This is a genomic window from Dissulfurimicrobium sp. (assembly GCF_049968175.1).
Taxonomy (GTDB): Bacteria; Desulfobacterota; Dissulfuribacteria; order Dissulfuribacterales; family Sh68; genus Dissulfurimicrobium; species Dissulfurimicrobium hydrothermale.
In genome coordinates this window covers 17,460-36,086 of sequence record NZ_JBMFRG010000007.1, presented here as the reverse complement: position 1 = coordinate 36,086, position 18,627 = coordinate 17,460, and the positions used below count along the sequence as shown (strand labels likewise).

Sequence of the window (18,627 nt, the reverse complement as noted above, 5' to 3'; positions counted from 1 at the left end):
GTAGTAGTGTATAGTATAGTTCAGACCTTAAATTGATACAGCCATTAAATCCCATATCTGGTTCGGCGCCAAGGGCTTGTCTGGACCGGCAGTTGGCGCTAAAAAAGTTTTTATGTATATACCCTATATTACAGGTCTTGCATATCCGTTGGATATCTCAGAGGCGCTTTCCATGCTGGATGGAGAAGGTCCGGTGGTCCTTCTTGAGACAGGGCTCATGAGAGGGGATGAGCGGGCAAGCTATCTCTTCCGGATGCCATCCGAGATCATTACTGCAAATTCATTTGAAGACGTCGAAAGGCTCAACGTCCAGATTGAAGATGCCCTGTCCCAAGGCCGGTACCTAGCTGGTTGGTGGTGCTATGAATGGGGTTATGCCGTTGAGCCGAGGCTTAGGCCGCTCCTTGACAAAAAGAAGCCCGACTTTCCACTTGTGTGGCTGGGGGTCTTCGACGCCCCGTTTGTCTTCGATCACGGCCAAGGTGATGGTCCTTATCTACCCAAACCGACTTCAATCCCTGATTTTATGGTGGACAATTTGGAGATCGATCCGGGAAAGGATGTATATCTGTCTGCCATATCAAAGATCAAGGATCTGATTGCTGCCGGCCATACATATCAGGTGAATTATACCGTAAGGGTACGTTTTGGATTTAAGGGGGATCCAATAGGGCTGTATCTTGCGCTGAGGGCGAGACAGGCCGCTCCCTATTCGGCCTTTATAAGGTCTGGGAAGACCACCGTACTGTCGTTTTCCCCTGAATTGTTTCTAAGGCGAGATGGGGATGAAATCATGATGAGGCCCATGAAAGGTACGGCTAGGCGTGGAAGGAGCATACAAGAAGATGCAGAGATCGCCGTTTGGCTCAAGTCTGATGTAAAAAATCGGGCTGAAAACGTGATGATAGTTGATCTGATACGCAATGACTTGGGGAGGATCGCGAGGAGCGGTGGTGTTTATGTGAAAGACCTGTTTCGGGTTGAACGCTACGAGACCTTGCTTCAAATGACCTCTACCGTAAAGGCCCATGTCCCGCACAAGACACCATGGTCTGAGGTCTTTGCCGCCTTGTTTCCAAGCGGTTCTGTGACCGGCGCCCCCAAGCTCAGGACTATGGAGATCATCTCTGAGCTTGAAACCTCGCCGCGAGGGATATACACAGGGGCGATAGGCTTTATTTCGCCTAACGATAAGGCCGTCTTGAACGTGGCCATAAGATCAGTTGTGCTTGACGGTGAGGCCGGCGAGGTCGGAGTTGGGAGCGGAATAACCGCGGATTCAGATCCCGGGGCCGAATATGACGAATGTCTGCTCAAGTTCAGATTTTTGACCAGTTGTCTGAGACAAAAAGGGGAAAGTGATGCGCAGTTGCGGCAAGCGGCGCCCCTTGACTTTTCCCTCATTGAGACCATTAGGCTTGATGACGAGGGCTATGTCCTCCTTGAAAGGCACCTTGAAAGACTCTCGGCATCGGCCCATTATTTTTCATTTAGATGCGATGTCGCGGCTGTCAAAAAAGGGCTTCTTGACCTGGCAGAGGGTCTTAAAAAGGACACAGGGCCGTATAAGGTACGCCTGCTTCTTGAAAGATCGGGCAGCTTTTCCCTGGATTATTCCCCCATAGAGCCGGTCACAGGTCCTGTAAGGATTGTCCTGTCGAAAAGGCATGTAGATTCCATGGATCATTTCCTCTATCACAAGACCAACTTTCGGCCCCTATATGAAGAAGAACATGGAAAGGTTGTCCGTGATGGGTTTTTTGACTGTATCTTTACAAACGAACGCGGCGAGTTGACAGAAGGGTCTGTGACAAACATATTTGTTGAGACTGAAGAAGGGCTTTTCACCCCTCCAATTGAATCTGGGCTTTTGAATGGTGTATTAAGGGCAGAGCTCCTGGCCAAGGGCAGGGCGATAGAAAAGGTCTTGTATCCGCCTGATCTTATGACGGCCAAGGCTGTGTATGTCGGAAATTCCGTCAGGGGACTTATTCGTGCATCATTATAAGACAGAGCCCTCGCCAGGGGCGAGGGGGACTATCCTCGACCCCACCCCTATGGCATCTGCCTCCTTTTGAAATTCGGCCACGGTCCCTGTAAGGACGGGGAATGTGCTGTAGTGCATGGGTATGACGATCTCTGCCCTTATAAGTTTGGCGGCATGAGCTGCCTCTCTAGGCCCCATAACGTAGTGATCGCCTATGGGCAACATGGCGATCTTTGGGTGGTACAGCTCGCCGATCAAGGCCATATCGCCAAATAGGGCCGTGTCTCCTGCGTGATAGATAGTGGTTCCATCTTCAAATCTTATTACAAATCCTGCGGCAACGCCGCCGTATATGATCTCATTTCCGTTTTGAATGGATGAACTGTGGACTGCCTGGGTCATGGTGATCTTAAGGCCTTTGGTGGTGTATGTACCGCCTATATTCATGCCAGTTACGTTGGGAAGCCCTGATGCCAACAGATACTGCTGGACTTCGTGTACAGCTACCACCTCGGTGGATGGCGATCGGGCCAGAGATGGCACGTTCCCGATGTGATCGCCATGTGCATGGGTGATCAGTATCAGATCGGCCTGTATCTGCTTCGCATTAGCAGCCGTAGCCCTTGGGGCCGATGGGTTGTCGAGCCACGGGTCTATCCAGACGTTCAGCCCGTTTGGGCTGATGATCTTAAAGGCGGAATGTCCAAAAAAATCGATTTGCAGTACCATACAATCCTCCTAATTAAGAAGAGATTTTATGTATGTCTATAGCGTTCAGTTCGCAAAGCCTTTGAGGGCCGAAATCCAATTTTTTAAATATATATCCTTCAAGTATTTTTGTCTGCTTGTAAAGCCTGACTATCATTTCCTTCTTGCCAGGTGTTGTCCCGTAACGTTCGACCAGGTCTTCAAATCTCTCAGAGAGCAAAACGATAGATGTATGGCACACCCTTTTGTCTGCATAGTTTACTATGTGTGCCGGGGTAAGTACTGGCACGTCGTCCTTGAATACAGGTAGATCGATATGCACATGGCGGCGGACTATGCCTGAAATACTTGGATATCCGAGGCCAAAGAGGAGTCTGGCGCCGCTCTCTGCATGGTCTTCTCCTTTCCTAATAGCGTCAATCTTTGCGATGTCATGCAGCAAGGCCCCTGCCTCGACTTCCTTTACATCTATCTTATGGCCTACACATTTAAGGTTCAGCGCCAGAAAGACCCCTGCCTGGGCAACCCTCAGACTGTGTTCAATGACATGATCTGGTACGCCATGCTTCTTTAAAAGATCCAGGCAGGTATCATGATCTGGCGTCTGGATAAATTCGTTCATTTTTGTTATTCTTAAATCCCAATATCAAAATTTTATTTTGTTATTAAGTTATCTCAATCGTTGTTTTTACGGAAGTCCCGATTCATTTAAATCAAAAATCGAGAATAAAATAATTAAAAATAGCAAAAGAAAAAGAAAAAGAAAGAAATATCAAAATTAAAAGATGTTAAAAAATTGTTAAAAACTTTTATGGCTTATAACTACTTAAAATGATTATTTTTTATTTTAAAAAAACCTCTTTTGTTTTTCAGATGTTATAAAATTCTTTTTTAAAAATACTTAAATATCAAATAGATAATAATATGTTCATAACTTTTTTATTGTCTTTGGCAAGATGCTTTTAATCTGCTTTGACAGGTTATTGCAACGCGGTTATGAATTGTCATAATTAAAAATATCCGAGGTAGAGGTTGGTTATGGAAGATATATGGAATCCGCTCAAAGAGGTAATTCGTTCCAAAATGTCCGACAGCAGTTACAGGGTATGGATTGAGCCCCTTTCCTGCAAAGGTCTGGAGGACGATACCCTGATCCTTGAGTGCCCAAACCGATTCTTCGCCTCTTGGGTGCAGGAGCACTATCTGCCGCTTTTAAAAGATGATCTGGTCATTAAGGGCAAGCGGATCAAGATAAGGTTGGTTTATGAGAAAAAGGGGGTTGATTTGTCGAGGAATCAGCTTTATCTTCCCAAATTCGCCCCTGATGAGCTCCCTAAGCCCCGCTTTTCTGAGAGATTTACGTTCGATGAGTTTATTGTTGGGGAATCCAATCAGTATGCCTTTAATGCCTGCTGGGAGGCTGCGCACGAAGAGATGACCGGTCCTAGGATTGTCTATCTCCATTCCAGGGCCGGACTCGGCAAGAGCCATCTCGCGCAGGCTACAGGGCGGGTTCTTCTTGAAAGGAGGCCTGAGGCAAGGCTTTGTTATATATCCGCTAATGAGTTTACAAGCCAGGTTGTAAGGGCAGTAAAAGACGGGAATATAGACGTCGTTAAGCGCAGATATAGAGATGCGTGCGATGCATTGCTTTTTGAAGAAGTGCATTCGCTTGCAGGCAGGGAGCGTACGCAGGCAGAGCTTGCATTGGCTATCGATACCATGGCAGATTCTGGAAAGACGGTGATATTCACAGGCAACCAGCCCCCGGGACAGATCGCTAAGCTGAACGAACACCTGAGTTCCAGGCTCAGCGCTGGCCTTATCGTCTCTATCAATCCGCCCGATCGCGCCACCCGTAGAAAGATATTGGACAGGAAGGCCAAGAGGCAGGGGCTTGCGCTAAGTGACGAGGTCTTGGACTTTCTGGCGGACAGATTGAGAGGCGATATAAGACGTATAGAGGGGGCTGTGGTTGGTTTGGTGGCCAGGGCGTCATTTGCGAGGGCGCCTGTCGATTTGGATACGGCCATGCTGGTCGTAGAAAATCTTGCCGGAGAGCCTGCATCCATAGACATCGGCATGATCAAAGACCTCGTATGTAGACACTATAAGGTCACTCAGGAGGATATAAGGTCTAGGGTCAGGAAGCGTGCGGTCGCATGGCCTAGACAGGTGGCCATGTACCTCTCCAGACAATTTACTGATTGCCCCCTTGAGGTAATCGGCAGGGAGTTCAATCGTGATCATGCGACAGTCCTCCATTCGGTGAAACAGATAGCAAAATCCATAAACGAATCGGCTAAGTTGAGGGGCGAGGTGGATTATCTGATAAGCCAGATGGAGAAATACCGCTGGCAGGGTTGATGTGCATAGAGGCATTGTAAGGGAATTGTCCAGGTTGATCGGGTCTGAAAACGTCCTCTCTGACAGGGCCGAACTCCTGTGTTATTCTTATGATGCAAGCGGTCTCGAATCATTGCCTGATGTGGTTGTCCTCCCGACATCGACTGAAGATGTGACTAAAGTCATGGCCTTTTCATATGAAAAGGCCATTCCGATCTTTCCAAGAGGGGCTGGCACCGGCGTTACAGGGGCGTCGCTTCCAAGCGGTGGAGGGATAGTGCTTTCCATGACGCGTATGAATCGCATCCTTTCGATCAATCGTCCTGATCTCATGGCCGAGGTGGAGCCAGGTGTGGTTACCGGTGAGTTTCAGGATAAGGTCGCATCAATGGGGCTCTTCTATCCGCCAGACCCTGCAAGTCTTCGTTTTTGTACTATAGGGGGTAATATAGCGACTGGTGCTGGCGGTCCTAGGGCCGTAAAATATGGCGTCACCAGGGATTACGTGATGGGGCTCGAGATCGTGCTCCCAGGTGGGGATCTTACAAGGGTCGGGGTCAGGACCGCCAAAGGCGTGGTAGGTTATGATCTTACAAGGCTCATGGTAGGCTCTGAGGGGACGCTCGGCGTCATCACAAAGGCGATATTAAGGCTTATCCCAGCCCCTGAGGCCGTTGGTACGCTTATAGCCTTTTTTGAGGGCGCGGGGGATGCGGCCGATGCAGTAACAGGGCTCTTTGGTCGTGGGATACTTCCCAGATGCGCCGAACTTCTTGATAGTCTATCTCTAGATTGCATTAGAGACAATCCGGGTCTTGCAGCACCCGACCGTGCCAAGGCGATGCTGCTTGTAGAGGTGGACGGCCCCGAGAGCCAAGTCGCAGAGCAGTTAGCCATTGTCACAAGGGTGTTTACAGACAGCGGTGCCATTGAAGTCCGTGCCGCACGTAACAATGACGAGGTCGAGGCATTTTGGGATATTAGACGCTCTCTATCGCCGGCTATAAAAAGGCTGGGGTTTCCCCACAAGATCAATGAGGACATCTGCGTGCCTAGGCATGCCCTGCCTGAGATGATCGGCAGGATTGCGGATATTTCAATGGAGACCGGGCTTACGATCCTTACATTCGGGCATGCAGGTGACGGCAACCTCCACGTGAACATCCTTTTGGATAAGGGAGAGGGGTTCCAAAATGAGAGGGCGGAGGTCGCGGTAAAGGAGATATTTGAGGCAACCATTGCGTTCGGAGGTACTATCTCCGGCGAACATGGGATAGGGCTTACAAAAAAGGCTTATGTCGGCATAGAGCTTGACAAGAGGTCTCTTGAGATAATGCGGGCGATAAAGACGGTGTTTGATCCTGAAGGGTTGTTGAACCCTGCAAAGATGTTCCCCGAGGCCTGAAGTTTTGAGCGTTTCAGCCATAATAGTCGCAGCTGGTCGCGGGGTGCGATTTGGCATGGGTAGCGAGCCCAAACAGTTCATGCAGCTCGGCGGACGGCCCATTCTAGCATGGAGTGTTGCGGCCATGGCGCATTCGTCTATTATAGACGAAATAGTTGTGGTCTCGGACTATGCCCATGAAGAAAAGGCACACAATATCGCTGTTTCCTGTGCCGATGGCAAACCAGTAAAGGTTGTTCGGGGTGGTGCAATCAGGCAAGAGTCTGTGATGGCCGGCCTTTCGGCTGTGGATGACGGGATAAAATGGGTAGCTGTTCATGATGCGGCAAGGCCGCTTTTAACAACAGCGCTGCTTGAAGGGGTGTATCTACTAGCAAGGGAGGTCGGGGCCGCAATCCCTGTACTCCCCATAAATGACACCATAAAGGAGGCCGACGACAACAGGTTTATTTTGAGGACCATAGATCGTTCAAGATTGTATCTTGCCCAGACCCCGCAGATCTGCAAGAGGCTTGATCTTGCCAGGGCGTTTGAAGAGGCCCAGATGTTAAATTTAAAGGCGACCGACGAGGCGTCGCTCCTTGAATTTATCGGTATAAGTGTTGGCATGGCAGAAGGGAGCGCTCTGAATATTAAGATAACGTTTCCCGATGACCTTCGTCTCGCCGAGGCGATCATAGCTGCCTGGGGAACGTCTTGGATGCGGGGGTGATACGTTGTTTCGCGTGGGTTTCGGCTACGACGTCCATCGCCTTGTCCCGGGTCGTAGGCTAGTACTGGCCGGGGTAGATATCCCGTTCCATTTGGGGCTGTCGGGCCACTCCGACGCCGATGTCTTGACCCATGCCTTGTGCGATGCGATTTTGGGTGCAGCCGGCTTAGGCGATATTGGGCGACATTTCCCAGACGCCGATATGCGCTACAAAGATATATCGAGCCTGATATTTCTTGAGCGCATAGCTGAGATGATTGAAGACAGAGGTCTTCTGCTTGGGAACGCAGACGTCACGGTCGTAGCCCAGGCCCCAAAGATTACCCCTTTTGTCCCAAGGATGCTTGACAATCTCGCCTCAACGCTGAAGATCAGGACCTCGCTGGTCAATATAAAGGCCACTACTACTGAAGGACTTGGATTTACAGGGACAGGGGACGGCATCGCGGCGTATGCTGTCGCATGTCTTATCGCGTCATGAGCTGCAGCGAGCGAGATGCAGATTGAAGGGCTGCGTGCGCAGATGATAGCTGGGAGGGCTGAGGCCTTAAGGAAGGTCTTGAGCTCGTGCATGCTCTGTCCAAGGAGGTGCAAGGCCGACCGTCTGCGCGGAAAAATGGGTTTTTGCCACATCGGGACCACGATAAAAATTGCAAGGGCGGTGCCTCATATAGGCGAAGAGCCAGTCATATCCGGCACACACGGCGCCGGGACGATCTTTTTCTCCGGCTGTCATCTTGGATGTGTCTATTGTCAGAATTTTCAGATAAGTCATGAAGGCCTTGGCAGCGATTTTACAGTAGATGGGCTTGCCACAGTCATGCTTGGATTGAAAGAGAGGGGTTGTCATAACATTGAGCTAGTCTCGGCCACACATGTCTTGCCTTTTGTGCTCGAGGCCCTGGCGATAGCGGTCGATCGAGGCCTTGACCTCCCAGTTGTGCTGAATTCAGGTGGCTTTGAGGCCCCTGAAACCATAGCCATGCTGGACGGCATTGTTGATATATATCTTCCTGATGCCAAGTACGCCTTGGCCGACGTCGGGCTTGACCTCTCTGGCGTATCGGCATACCCACACTGGAACGAGCTTGCGTTGGATGAGATGGTGAGGCAGGTTGGAACGAGCCTTGAGATCAGAGACGGTGTGGCTGTCAGGGGGATTATTGTAAGGCACCTGATCCTGCCAGGCTATATTGAAAATTCAAAGGCCGTGTTGAAATGGCTGGCTGATCGTTATGGGACTGATGTGCACCTGAGCCTTATGTCCCAGTATTTTCCTGCCTATAAGGCCGGAAATCATCCTATTCTGTCGCGCCGTCTTAGGAAAAGGGAATATGAAGAGGTGGTCGGATATGCCCTGGAGCTTGGATTCAAAAATGGCTGGATACAGGAATTCGATGATAGATGGCCGTTGGAGTATCCTGATTTCAGGTTGGAGGTAGACACCATGGAGTAGCGGCACCGCTTTTGTTTCGAGACTGTTTGTCTAGATGCATCTTTTTCGTCTTTTCAGCATCTTTTCTGCCTCCACCGCCCAGAATACCAGCGATGAAGCTGCAAGACAGATGATGAGCTCCCATGGTCCAAGGGCCTGTGTTTTAAAGACGGACTGCAATAAAGGGACATAAACAGTAGCGAGCTGCAGGACAATGGTAAGTGTCACCGCCCCGGCAAGGGATAGGTTGGAGCACAGTCCTTGGCTGAAGAGAGATTGCCACTCTGAGCGGATAGCCAAGACATGGCCCATTTGACTCAGGCAGAGTACAGTGAACACCATAGTCTGCCAGTGCATGTCGCTGAGGTATATAGAGGCGGCCTGCAGACATAGACAGACAAAGGCCATTAGGAGCCCTACCCAGACGGCATGGATGCCGAGTCCCTGCGCTAAAATACCTTCTTTTGGCGGCCTGGGCGGACGCTCCATCACATCTTTTTCGCCTGGCTCGACCGCCAAGGCCAGACCTGGGAGCCCGTCCGTCACGAGGTTTATCCAAAGGATGTGAATCGGTAAAAGTGGAATGGGGAGGCCTAGAAAAGGCGCCAGGAAGATGGTCCATATCTCCCCTGAATTACTGGCAAGGATGTATTTTATGAACTTTCGGATGTTATCGTAGATGCGACGGCCTTCGTGTACCGCCTTTACGATGGTGGCAAAGTTGTCGTCAAGGAGGATCATATCTGCGGCCTCCTTGGCTACGTCGGTCCCTGTGACGCCCATTGCTACACCTATATCGGCTTTTTTGATGGCAGGGGCGTCGTTTACGCCATCTCCGGTCATGGCTACAAATTCACCCCTGTCCTGCAAGGCCATTACAATCTTAAGCTTTTGTTCGGGTGAAACCCTGGCATAGACTTTGATCTCTTTCGCCATGGTCTCATACCTATCAAGCGTGAGCTCGGAGAGCTCATCACCTGTCATAACCTCCCGTCGGTCTTGGGCTATGCCGAGTCTCCTGGCTATGGCAAGGGCTGTAGCCGGATGGTCGCCTGTGATCATTATCGGTGTTATGCCAGCCTTTTTGCACTGCCTTATTGCATCAAAGGCCTCAGGTCTGGGTGGGTCCATTAGGCCTACAAGGCCCAAGAAGACTAGTTCATTTTCAACTATCGACAAGTTTGCAGGTACTGCATCGTGGTGTTTCATGGCAAATGCCAGCACCCTCAGACCTGATTCCGAGATCTGTTCGGCTTTTGTCAAGATCAATTTGCTGTCCAAGGCGGTTTTGCCGTTCTTGACCAGCGCCGCGGAAGAGCAGGCCAAAACAGACTCCACCGCACCTTTTGTGAAAGATACAAGGCCTCCATGCGGCATAGTATGGACAGTAGTCATGAGTCGTCTGCTTGAATCGAATGGTATCTCAGCCATCCTTTCATATGTTTTTCTTATCGCTTCATGGTCCAGACCAGTCTCGTCAAGGGCAGCCAACAGGGCCGTTTCAGTTGGGTCGCCCATGATGCTGTTGCGGACCAGGGATGCATCGTTACACAGGGCCATGGCTACAGCCAGCCAGCGCCATGCAATATCTTCTTCTACTGCTGAGATGGGCAGTGCTTCCAATGCATCCGATGTCTGTACCGTCCAGAATCGTTCGCAGCGCATGCTGTTTTCAGTCAGCGTCCCGGTCTTGTCGGTACAGATGGCCGTTACTGATCCAAGTGTCTCAACTGCAGGAAGGCGGCGGACTAATGCATTGATTTGTACCATGCGTTTGGCACCCAAGGCCAGGGCTATTGCAGCCAGGGCGGGTAACGCCTCTGGTACGGCGGCCACGGCCAGACTTACCGAAGTGAGAAACATGAGCAGCAGGTCCTCGCCCCTGAGCAGCCCTATGACAAAGACTATTGCACATATGGCAAGGGCGATGAGGCCGAGTTGGCGTCCGAAGGCAGACAAACGTTTCTGAAGGGGTGTCTTTGTGTCCTTCTGTTCGGCTATGAGGCCCGCGATCCTGCCGAGTTCGGTGGCGGCCCCTGTAGCCACCACTATGCCTAGTCCACGGCCCAGCACCACCTGTGTCCCTTTGAAGACCATGTTCTGCCTGTCTCCTATCGGGGCATTGGATGCGAAGACCTTATCGGGTCGTTTGTCAACAGGTATGGATTCGCCCGTAAGTGCGGCCTCCTGTACCTTGAGCATGGTGCCTTCTATTAGTCTCAGATCGGCTGGGACTATCCTGCCTGCATCAAGGAGCACTAGATCGCCAGGCACCAGCTCGGAGGTGGGTATTTCAATTACCGCACCGTCCCTTTTCACCAGGGCATGGGCGGCTGCCAAGGATTTCAAGGCCTCGATGGCCTTCTCTGCCTTGTATTCCTGCACAAGCCCTATGACAGCGTTTATGGTTATGATGACTACAATGGCCGCTGCGTCTACATATTCGCCCAGGGCGCCGGAGACTGCTGCTGCGGCGATGAGTAGGATGATCAAGAAGTCTTTGAACTGGTCGAGAAAAAGCTCTGCAAGCCCGCGTCTTTTTTCCTCGGGGAGTGCATTTGGACCTATATCTTCCAGCCTGCGTTTGGCCTCATCGACTGTAAGCCCTTGATTTAGATCGGTCTTGAGTTTTTTTGCCACGACGATTGTATCGAGGCAGTGGGCGTCATCCCTAATCAAATTTTATCATCTCCATGATTTCTTTCCATGAGGTCACTCTTAAAAATGGCGTATGACCCCTGTTCCACGGTTGATCAAATACAATAGCATTGATGCCCTCTCTATATAGGCTGTCACATGTATCAAGATTGTCTTCTACAAAATAGGAGACGCCGATGGCCTTCAACACATCCACTTTTTTGGCATGTTCACCAGTTGCGATGACGTTCAGTCTGTGCCGCGTTGCTTCAGGCAGGATGGAATGGAGCCATTCGGTTATAGGGCCACTGTCAGGTCTTGCCGTGACAAAGGTCAAGGAAGAGTGAGGGATGAGGGTCGAAAGGGCCTCCCTTGCCCCTTCGATCGGGGTCAGCGCCGTGCCGAAAGGGTCTTTAACAAGGCGGTCTATTATAGCGTGGGTAATATGGATGGGTATAGAAATGCAATCTTCAAGCCAATAAGAGGTGATGTGATCTTTTTTAATGTGTGTTATGCCGAATTCCTTCCTGGCGATATTTAAAAATGACTCCATCGTGTCAGCAATGACGCCGTCTATATCAAATGCAATCTCTGAAGGGGCGATCGGTTTGGGCAGACGGATCATTTAATGTTCCAGGTAGAATAGAGTTGGATTGTTTGGCTGGGGGACAGGGATTCGAACCCCGATAAGCAGATCCAGAGTCTGCGGTCCTGCCGTTAGACGATCCCCCATGAGAACACTGGCATCTTTTATAAAGTTAGACAGGCAAAAAGTCAAGTATGCCGCCAAAGGATGTCATTCGATGACACATCCCGCATAGCCCACAACGTTACGGTAGTCGCCAGTTATGTCCCCGCTTGTCGTATATTTGACCAGAGAGGCCTTTGAAGCGCCGAGAGAGATGGCGGCCGTGAGGGCCGCTGCAGTAGGTATTACGCCGCACATAGATATCCCTCTTGCACGGACCGTGTTATAGAGGCCTTCCGGATCGAGGTTCAGGATGTATTTTAATGCCTCTTTATCCTTCGACTCGGCGGAATCCCTCGGTTCATAATGGCTCATATCCGTACTTGCAACCAACAGGACTGGTTTCGAGAATCTCACGATCGCCCTTGCAATCGCAAGACCTATCTCTTTGCAGATTTGGTAGCTGAGCACGCTCAGGCAGATCGGGACGATCTTTAAATCGGGCTGGCGATATTGTAAGAAAGGCAACTGCACCTCAATGGAGTGTTCATAGACGTGGGCGTTTGCATCGTCTGCAAGGTATCCGGATTCTTTGATCAACTCCGCCGCCAGCGATTCTTCTATAGGTATAGTCCCCATCGGCATGGCCCATGAGCCGCTTGTCATTACTGCTGCTGGCTCTCCAAGACCTGTATGGTTCGGACCAAGAATAACGCAGGTCTCTGGCACATCTATCATTCTGAACACCGCCCCTGCCACATGGCCGGAATACATATAACCTGCATGTGGAGAAACGACCATCAATGCCGGCCTTGGTCCTGTTATGCGTCTTATAAGTCTGCCCACCTCATGGTGCAGTCTCAATGGATCGCCGTCATAAAACTGGTTTGCAACAGCAGGTTTTCGTATCATAATATCCACCTCAATGGCTTATTTTTTAAAATATGGGTGTTTATCAATCGATGTCAAGGAACGAGGAAAGGGCTGCGGCCTTAAAGAGGCTCATCGACTGTTATATGGCGCAGGATGTCGCCATTATGTCCAGTACAAGAGAAGATGCGGTCGAACTTGCATCAAGGGCCAAGGACATCGTAGGTCGTGAGATTATCTGCCTTGAAAGGGCTCCGCGCCTTATGCCTCTGGCAAAAGAGGCCATTTTAAGGGCCGACGAAACCGGCTTGAGCCATCCATCAGGCTGTATTTGGTGGGCTGAGAGTCTGGCCCAGGCAAAGGGCCGCATGGGGCGCCAGTGGTGGTCGCCTGCAGGCGGAATCTATCTTTGCATCGCTATTTATCCGAGGCTTTCCAAGCAGTTTTGGTCTTTCTACAGTCTTGGTATAGGCGTTGCCATAACCCAGGTCTTGAGGGAGTGGGGGCTGTCAAGTGTATCAGTAAGGTGGATAAACGACGTCCTGGTGCACGGCAAGAAGGTGGCCGGCACGCTTACGGAGGTGATAACGTGCCCAGGCTCAAGCGAAAGTTATATACTTTTCGGTATAGGATTGAATATAAACATCGAGGCCTTTCCGTCGCATCTCCCACAGGCCGCATCCCTTTTGACCGCAACAAAAAGACCGTGGCCGGCCGTTTCCTTAGCAGCGCATCTCCTTTCGAGGATAGGTTTGGTGTTCGCCGACCTCCACAAGTGGGAGTTGTCAAGGCTGGATATTATTGATGATACCTGGGCGCCCAATCCCGTGCTCAGGGCCTTTGTCCTTGCAAGCGATACGATCGGCAGGAGGTGTGTGTTTGGATTTGATGCTGACAATGCCCCTGAATTTGTTGCCACTGCGGTCGGCGTGACAGACGACGGCGGTCTGCTGCTCGCACTTGATGATGGGGAGGAGGTCACGGTGAATACTGGCGAGATACGTTACCTTGATTTGCCATGAAGTAGGACAGCTGGCTATGCAGCGTTTTGTTTAAGATAGGCGTTTATGAATGGATCTATATCGCCGTCCAGCACCGCTCCGACGTTTCCTATTTCAAGCTCCGTCCTGTGATCCTTTACCAGTTGGTAGGGCTGAAGGGTGTATGAGCGGATCTGACTGCCCCAGGCTATCTCCTTTTTGTCGCCATGGATTTTTTGTTTCTCGGCCTCTTTTTTCGAGCGTTCAAGCTCATAGAGTCTCCCCATGAGTATCTTCATTGCGATGGCCTTGTTCTTGTGCTGCGAGCGTTCGTTTTGGCACTGTACAACGATCCCAGTCGGGATGTGCGTTATGCGGACAGCTGAGCTTGTCTTGTTTACGTGTTGCCCCCCTGCACCGCTTGCCCTGTAGGTGTCTATACGCAGATCTTTTTCATTTATCTCAATCTCTATGGACTCGTCGAGCTCAGGGGCCACAAATACGGAAGCAAAGGATGTATGTCTCCTTCCTGAGGCATCAAACGGCGATATGCGGACAAGACGGTGGATGCCGGCCTCTGATTTGAGATATCCGTAGGCATAAGCACCTTCGGCGAGGAAGGTTGCGCCTTTTATCCCTGCTTCATCACCGGGCATAAGGTCCAGGAGCTTTACAGAAAAACCCCGCCGCTCAGCCCATCTTAGATACATCCTCAAAAGCATTTCCGCCCAGTCTTGGGCCTCCGTGCCGCCTGCACCGGCATGGATGGTCACAATCGCATTCAGATTGTCGTGCGGACCTGAAAGCAGCCTGGATATCTCGGCCCTTTCAATCTCCTCTTTCAGTGATTCAAGGCCTTTAAAAACCTCTTTAAGCGCCTCGTCGTCACCCTCGTCCTCGGCCATCTCAAACAGCAGTACGAGTTCCTCGTGTGTAGTTGAAAGACGTTTGATTAGTTCTTTCTGGCTGGCAAGGGCAGAGCGCTCCCTTAAGAGTTCTTTTGAGGCTGGATCGTCCCAAAAACCTGGGCTGAGCATCTCATGTTCTATTTGGGAGAGGCGCTCGTTTATCTCTTCTTCATCAAAGATAACCTCTCAGGTGTTCAAGCCCGCAGCCAGTTTCCTGTAGATATCTCTTAATCTTTTCAAGCATGAGCGTCTTTGCGCTCGGGTCTTCTTTTTTCATTTGGTCATCACCTCTTTTTTTCTTTAAAATACAAAAACGGCATAATAGCGGCAACAAAAAATATGGCCAAGACCCAACCCGCCCCATGTCTGACGAAGAAGGTGAGGTCGTCTCTCAGATGCACGACGCCTGTCGTGTAGCACGGGAGAAATATCTTTGTATAGGAGGATCTCTCTCCCCACGGCGATATGATAGAGCTCACGCCTGTATTGGCGGCCCTGATCACCCATCTTCTGGTCTCAACCGCCCTCAAGACCGCCATTTCTTCATGCTGATAAGGGGCTCCGGTATGTCCGAACCATGCGTCGTTTGTAATGATTGCGATCAGGTTGGCGCCATGCCTGACAAGACCTGCCCCCAATCCAGGGAATATGCTTTCAAAGCATATAAGCGTTCCTATATGGACGCCATCCCACGAAATTGGTTTAAGTGAACTTCCGGCCTGAAATTCCCCTGCAGTAGGTATAAACTCCTTTGCCCAGGCGGTTACCCATCCGAAAGGCATATATTCTCCAAATGGCACCAGATGGATCTTGTCATATCTGCCTGCGACCATGCCGTTTGGGGTGACGGCATAGGCACTGTTGAAGAATTCCGTGTCTCCGCTGCCTTTGCGAAGGCTATAGGAAGGGCTTCCGAAGAGTATAATGGCCTTCAACTCCTTGGCAAGAGAGAGTACTTGTCTACTTAACGGACTGCCATCCTGGAAATAAAATGGGGCAGCGGTCTCCGGCCAGATAATTATTGGATTTTTAGGATTATTTTTATTGAACGCTCTGGCGTTTTCTACGGCTTCTTTGCTCAGGCGTTTGTAGATCCCGATTGTCCCTTGTTGAAAGGCTGGATCCCATTTTTCATCTTGCGGGATGGAGCCTTGAATGGCTGCGGCAAAATGGGCTGGGTAGAGGGCATCTTTGCTTGCGATGCGATTTATTTGCATCTCGCCATAATACCACAAAAAGGCAGTGCCGAAGATCAGGAGAGCGGCCTCTCCCGCTATGGTAGGTTTTTTGAGGTCTGAAATGCCGTTTGTCTTTATTGTTTCCCCCAGATCCCAGAGGATCATGTTGGCCAGGACGATCAGAAATGAGAGGCCATAAGGGCCGTAGATGTCGGCCGTTTGTATGAAGGATGGGTTCGGCACAAGGCTGTAGGCAAGACTCCCCCACGGAAAGCCGCTCAGAAAATGTCCCCTGATCCATTCAAGGATGACCCAGGCCGCTGGGACAGAGATGATGAGATGGATGGGGTGCCTTTTGCTCGAAACAATGGAGATATAGGCCGACCACGCGGCCGGATAGACAGCTAGGTAGCAGGCGAGGAGTCCGACCACTGGCCATGAAGCCCACAGCGGGAGTTTGCCATATCTGGCGATAGTGGGGGCTATCCACCAGAGAAGCGTGCCGAAATGGCAGATACCGGCTGCGAAGCCGTATCTAAACGCTTCTTTCCATGTCTTTTTTTTAATGGTGCACAGGAGCGGCACAAGGGCCACTGGTATCAAGACACCGATGGAAAAGGGTGGAAATATTGAGGTCAGAAGGAGACCTGAGATGATTGGGAGCAGCCAGTCCAATGCCGTTTCTTTTTATTTACAGATCAAGACGTCACCTGACGCCTGGAGTCTGTTGTGTCAGCCGTGGCTGTCGTATGAGTATAGTATTTGCCTCTCTATCGGGATGCGTTTTTCCGGGAGTTTCGGCGGAGGCCAATCAGAGGTCATGTCGAGGAGCCTTTGTCTTGAGGGAATGATATCCCAGCCGTAGCCGACGGACTTTTTTAGTCGTACATCAATGAGCGCGGCGTCGAACAGATTCGCCTGCACAGCCCATGGCACTATATAGTCCGGTTCTATAAGACGGGCCGCGGCAATGGTCCCGGACTCCCTTGTCACGACAGAGCCTGGGCCTCCTCTGAGTATCATGAGTGAACGGTTGTTGATCTTTACTGTCATATCTATCAGTGCTATGAGTTTTCGGCCGTCTATTTCAAGAAGGATCTCTCTGTCAAGCATGAAGTCGTCTATCCTGTATCCGCGTTCATTGATGAGAAATTTGGCAAGCTTCTGTCTTATGCGCTCCCTGTCTGTATCCAATACAAGACGACCTGTAAGATAACAAGGAATCTTTATAAATATCGGCGAACCACACTTGGATGTCATGGCCTTCAACCCACAATAAGATTATCAATATGCTGATTTTAATCCATTCTTTACGGATGTAAACAATTCATGTCGGTCGTTGCAATATGGCCTGCACCTTGTCTTGCGTCTTGGCCTGGTCGACATTTGTGTTATTCTATGCCACCATGAGTGCAGTTATGGAAAATATAGGCGTGGTGCTGGTCGAGCCTAAATACCCAGAAAACATAGGGGCTGCTGCAAGGTGTTGCAAGAATATGGGTATATGGCGTCTTGTCTTGGTGCGCCCTCATGACCTCAACCGTGAGAAGATGCTCAAGATGGCCACACATGAGGCGGCTGAAATAATATATGGCATGTCAGTCCATGATAGTCTTGAAGAGGCGTTATCATCATTTAATTATGCCGTCGGTTCCACGGCGCGTACAGGGAGGCGGCGTAGGCCGACCGATACCCCGCGGGAAATGGCCGCATCCGTTGCGGCATTGAGCCACACGAACAAAGTGGCGCTTGTGTTCGGTTCGGAGAAATGGGGGCTTACCAACGAAGATCTGTGCCTATGCCAGTCCATTGTAACCATACCTACAGCCGGTTTTTCATCTATTAACCTTGCGCAGAGCGTGATGATATTGTGTTACGAGATATTTGCCGCCGACATCCAGGAGCCTGGCTTCAAACCCAGGCTTGCTTCATTGAAAGAGCTTGAAGCGATGTACGAACATCTGAAGGAGGCCTTTTTGGCCATAGGCCTTATAGATCCCAAAAATCCGGATTATTGGATAAGAAACGTTAGAAGGCTCTTCGCCAGGGTCGAGCTGCGGTCAAGGGAGGTAAGGCTAGTAAGAGGTCTTTGCAGACAGATACTCTGGGCGACCGGACGCAACAGGACCTAGGTGGAGGCCGCCTCTAGGGCGGAAGTCAACATCTCTTACCAGTCGACCATCTTGGTGGTCTCTTTTTTCAGCATCATCGCATGGCTCATATCAGCGGCGGCCTGTTCGTTGTCCCCGAGTTTTTCGTAAATCTTTGACCTCAAGACATAGGCGGCCGGATAAGTCGGGTCTATTTCCAGTGCATGATTGACGGAGTCAAGTGCCTCCTGGATATCGCCCTTTTTAAAGAGAATGATGCCTTTTCGATATATGTAGCGCACATTTTGGGGTTCACACGATATGGCCGAATTTATGTCGCTTACGGCCGCATCTATATTATCAAGTTTCATATATGCAACCGCTCTCGCCTGATAGGCCTGTCCGGCCTCGGGATCTTTCTCGATTATTTCACAAAAGATCTTGATGGAACCGTTAAGATCCCCGTCCATGAGCTTAAACTGTCCTTCGATAAACAGGTCTTCCAATTCCTTTTTCATGTTTCTCCAAAAAAATAAAAGGGACAGTTATTATTGCCGCCCCTGATGTGCATGCTATCTGGAGCGGGAAACGGGATTCGAACCCGCGACTTCAACCTTGGCAAGGTTGCACTCTACCACTGAGTTATTCCCGCCGAGAATTTTGTGCCATAATATAAAGAGCAT

The 18,627-nt window shown here is 50.4% G+C and carries 17 protein-coding genes and 2 tRNA genes; 8 read left to right on the top strand and 11 right to left on the bottom strand.

Going from position 1 to position 18,627, the window contains the following annotated elements:
- The first annotated feature begins 112 nt into the window (after positions 1 to 112).
- Positions 113 to 2,008: an aminodeoxychorismate synthase component I gene (gene pabB / locus ACP5SG_RS01655; protein ID WP_237888396.1), complete on the top strand. Its 1,896-nt coding sequence runs from the start codon at positions 113 to 115 to the stop codon at positions 2,006 to 2,008.
- On the opposite strand, the gene ACP5SG_RS01650 is transcribed toward pabB, so the two are convergent.
- Positions 2,003 to 2,716, bottom strand: coding sequence for a metal-dependent hydrolase (locus ACP5SG_RS01650; protein WP_237888395.1), 714 nt, complete (start codon positions 2,714 to 2,716; stop codon positions 2,003 to 2,005). The two genes, pabB and ACP5SG_RS01650, sit on opposite strands and share 6 nt — an antisense overlap.
- A gap of 13 nt (positions 2,717 to 2,729) precedes the next feature.
- Positions 2,730 to 3,317: an HD domain-containing protein gene (locus ACP5SG_RS01645; protein ID WP_237888394.1), complete on the bottom strand. Its 588-nt coding sequence runs from the start codon at positions 3,315 to 3,317 to the stop codon at positions 2,730 to 2,732.
- Between the two features lie 416 nt (positions 3,318 to 3,733).
- On the opposite strand from ACP5SG_RS01645, the gene dnaA reads away from it, so the two are divergent.
- Genes dnaA through ACP5SG_RS01620 form a run of 5 tightly spaced genes read left to right on the top strand, consistent with a single transcriptional unit; the run spans position 3,734 to position 8,614 of the window.
- The gene (dnaA, locus tag ACP5SG_RS01640) at positions 3,734 to 5,062 is read left to right on the top strand and encodes a chromosomal replication initiator protein DnaA (RefSeq protein ID WP_424661372.1); all 1,329 of its coding nucleotides are present in this window, start codon (positions 3,734 to 3,736) and stop codon (positions 5,060 to 5,062) included.
- A gap of 1 nt (position 5,063) precedes the next feature.
- Positions 5,064 to 6,446, top strand: coding sequence for an FAD-binding oxidoreductase (locus tag ACP5SG_RS01635; RefSeq protein WP_237888392.1), 1,383 nt, complete (start codon positions 5,064 to 5,066; stop codon positions 6,444 to 6,446).
- Between the two features lie 4 nt (positions 6,447 to 6,450).
- Positions 6,451 to 7,158: a 2-C-methyl-D-erythritol 4-phosphate cytidylyltransferase gene (gene ispD, locus ACP5SG_RS01630; protein ID WP_424661373.1), complete on the top strand. Its 708-nt coding sequence runs from the start codon at positions 6,451 to 6,453 to the stop codon at positions 7,156 to 7,158.
- 13 nt (positions 7,159 to 7,171) lie between these two features.
- Positions 7,172 to 7,639, top strand: coding sequence for a 2-C-methyl-D-erythritol 2,4-cyclodiphosphate synthase (gene ispF / locus ACP5SG_RS01625; RefSeq protein ID WP_330873343.1), 468 nt, complete (start codon positions 7,172 to 7,174; stop codon positions 7,637 to 7,639).
- Positions 7,640 to 7,654: 15 nt separating this feature from the next.
- Positions 7,655 to 8,614 (top strand): radical SAM protein, encoded by a 960-nt coding sequence (locus ACP5SG_RS01620; RefSeq protein WP_237888389.1) that lies wholly within the window; start codon positions 7,655 to 7,657, stop codon positions 8,612 to 8,614.
- 30 nt (positions 8,615 to 8,644) lie between these two features.
- Here ACP5SG_RS01620 and ACP5SG_RS01615 read toward each other — a convergent pair whose 3' ends face one another.
- The 4 genes from ACP5SG_RS01615 to amrB all read right to left on the bottom strand — a co-directional run bounded on the left by ACP5SG_RS01615 (position 8,645) and on the right by amrB (position 12,830).
- A complete protein-coding gene (locus tag ACP5SG_RS01615) occupies positions 8,645 to 11,272 on the bottom strand; it encodes a cation-translocating P-type ATPase (protein WP_428121369.1) in 2,628 nt (875 codons plus the stop codon).
- Positions 11,265 to 11,855, bottom strand: coding sequence for a 5' nucleotidase, NT5C type (locus ACP5SG_RS01610; RefSeq protein WP_428121366.1), 591 nt, complete (start codon positions 11,853 to 11,855; stop codon positions 11,265 to 11,267). The genes ACP5SG_RS01615 and ACP5SG_RS01610 overlap by 8 nt, the downstream gene beginning before the upstream one ends.
- A gap of 33 nt (positions 11,856 to 11,888) precedes the next feature.
- Positions 11,889 to 11,962, bottom strand: a tRNA-Gln gene (locus tag ACP5SG_RS01605).
- A 64-nt stretch (positions 11,963 to 12,026) separates the two neighbouring features.
- Positions 12,027 to 12,830, bottom strand: coding sequence for an AmmeMemoRadiSam system protein B (amrB, locus tag ACP5SG_RS01600; RefSeq protein WP_237888386.1), 804 nt, complete (start codon positions 12,828 to 12,830; stop codon positions 12,027 to 12,029).
- A 50-nt stretch (positions 12,831 to 12,880) separates the two neighbouring features.
- On the opposite strand from amrB, the gene ACP5SG_RS01595 reads away from it, so the two are divergent.
- The gene (locus ACP5SG_RS01595) at positions 12,881 to 13,810 is read left to right on the top strand and encodes a biotin--[acetyl-CoA-carboxylase] ligase (protein WP_237888385.1); all 930 of its coding nucleotides are present in this window, start codon (positions 12,881 to 12,883) and stop codon (positions 13,808 to 13,810) included.
- A 14-nt stretch (positions 13,811 to 13,824) separates the two neighbouring features.
- Here the strand turns inward: ACP5SG_RS01595 and prfB are convergent.
- The 3 genes from prfB to ACP5SG_RS01580 all read right to left on the bottom strand — a co-directional run bounded on the left by prfB (position 13,825) and on the right by ACP5SG_RS01580 (position 17,114).
- Positions 13,825 to 14,920 (bottom strand): peptide chain release factor 2 gene (gene prfB, locus ACP5SG_RS01590; protein WP_237889917.1). Its coding sequence is split into 2 segments (ribosomal slippage): positions 13,825 to 14,853 and positions 14,855 to 14,920, totalling 1,095 coding nucleotides; the frame shifts between segments, so codons are not numbered across the junction.
- 40 nt (positions 14,921 to 14,960) lie between these two features.
- The gene (gene lnt / locus ACP5SG_RS01585; RefSeq protein ID WP_237888384.1) at positions 14,961 to 16,529 is read right to left on the bottom strand and encodes an apolipoprotein N-acyltransferase; all 1,569 of its coding nucleotides are present in this window, start codon (positions 16,527 to 16,529) and stop codon (positions 14,961 to 14,963) included.
- Positions 16,530 to 16,586: 57 nt separating this feature from the next.
- Complete coding sequence (locus ACP5SG_RS01580) at positions 16,587 to 17,114, bottom strand: type I restriction enzyme HsdR N-terminal domain-containing protein (protein WP_237888383.1); 528 nt, start codon at positions 17,112 to 17,114, stop codon at positions 16,587 to 16,589.
- A gap of 158 nt (positions 17,115 to 17,272) precedes the next feature.
- Between ACP5SG_RS01580 and ACP5SG_RS01575 the strand changes: the two genes are divergently transcribed.
- Complete coding sequence (locus ACP5SG_RS01575; RefSeq protein WP_237888382.1) at positions 17,273 to 17,986, top strand: RNA methyltransferase; 714 nt, start codon at positions 17,273 to 17,275, stop codon at positions 17,984 to 17,986.
- A 35-nt stretch (positions 17,987 to 18,021) separates the two neighbouring features.
- Here the strand turns inward: ACP5SG_RS01575 and ACP5SG_RS01570 are convergent, their stop codons facing one another.
- Together ACP5SG_RS01570 and ACP5SG_RS01565 are read right to left on the bottom strand one after the other, a co-directional pair.
- Complete coding sequence (locus tag ACP5SG_RS01570; RefSeq protein ID WP_237888381.1) at positions 18,022 to 18,462, bottom strand: tetratricopeptide repeat protein; 441 nt, start codon at positions 18,460 to 18,462, stop codon at positions 18,022 to 18,024.
- A gap of 59 nt (positions 18,463 to 18,521) precedes the next feature.
- Positions 18,522 to 18,596: transfer RNA gene (locus tag ACP5SG_RS01565), tRNA-Gly, on the bottom strand.
- Positions 18,597 to 18,627: the final 31 nt, after the last annotated feature.

Bases quoted from the DNA above. Each gene is read 5' to 3' on its own strand.
- pabB (WP_237888396.1), top strand. From the start codon at position 113: ATGTATATACCCTATATTACAGGTCTTGCATATCCGTTGGATATCTCA.
- ACP5SG_RS01650 (WP_237888395.1), bottom strand. From the start codon at position 2,716: ATGGTACTGCAAATCGATTTTTTTGGACATTCCGCCTTTAAGATCATC.
- ACP5SG_RS01645 (WP_237888394.1), bottom strand. From the start codon at position 3,317: ATGAACGAATTTATCCAGACGCCAGATCATGATACCTGCCTGGATCTT.
- dnaA (WP_424661372.1), top strand. From the start codon at position 3,734: ATGGAAGATATATGGAATCCGCTCAAAGAGGTAATTCGTTCCAAAATG.
- ACP5SG_RS01620 (WP_237888389.1), top strand. From the start codon at position 7,655: ATGCAGATTGAAGGGCTGCGTGCGCAGATGATAGCTGGGAGGGCTGAG.
- ACP5SG_RS01610 (WP_428121366.1), bottom strand. From the start codon at position 11,855: ATGATCCGTCTGCCCAAACCGATCGCCCCTTCAGAGATTGCATTTGAT.
- amrB (WP_237888386.1), bottom strand. From the start codon at position 12,830: ATGATACGAAAACCTGCTGTTGCAAACCAGTTTTATGACGGCGATCCA.
- ACP5SG_RS01595 (WP_237888385.1), top strand. From the start codon at position 12,881: ATGTCAAGGAACGAGGAAAGGGCTGCGGCCTTAAAGAGGCTCATCGAC.
- ACP5SG_RS01580 (WP_237888383.1), bottom strand. From the start codon at position 17,114: ATGACATCCAAGTGTGGTTCGCCGATATTTATAAAGATTCCTTGTTAT.
- ACP5SG_RS01575 (WP_237888382.1), top strand. From the start codon at position 17,273: ATGGAAAATATAGGCGTGGTGCTGGTCGAGCCTAAATACCCAGAAAAC.
- ACP5SG_RS01570 (WP_237888381.1), bottom strand. From the start codon at position 18,462: ATGAAAAAGGAATTGGAAGACCTGTTTATCGAAGGACAGTTTAAGCTC.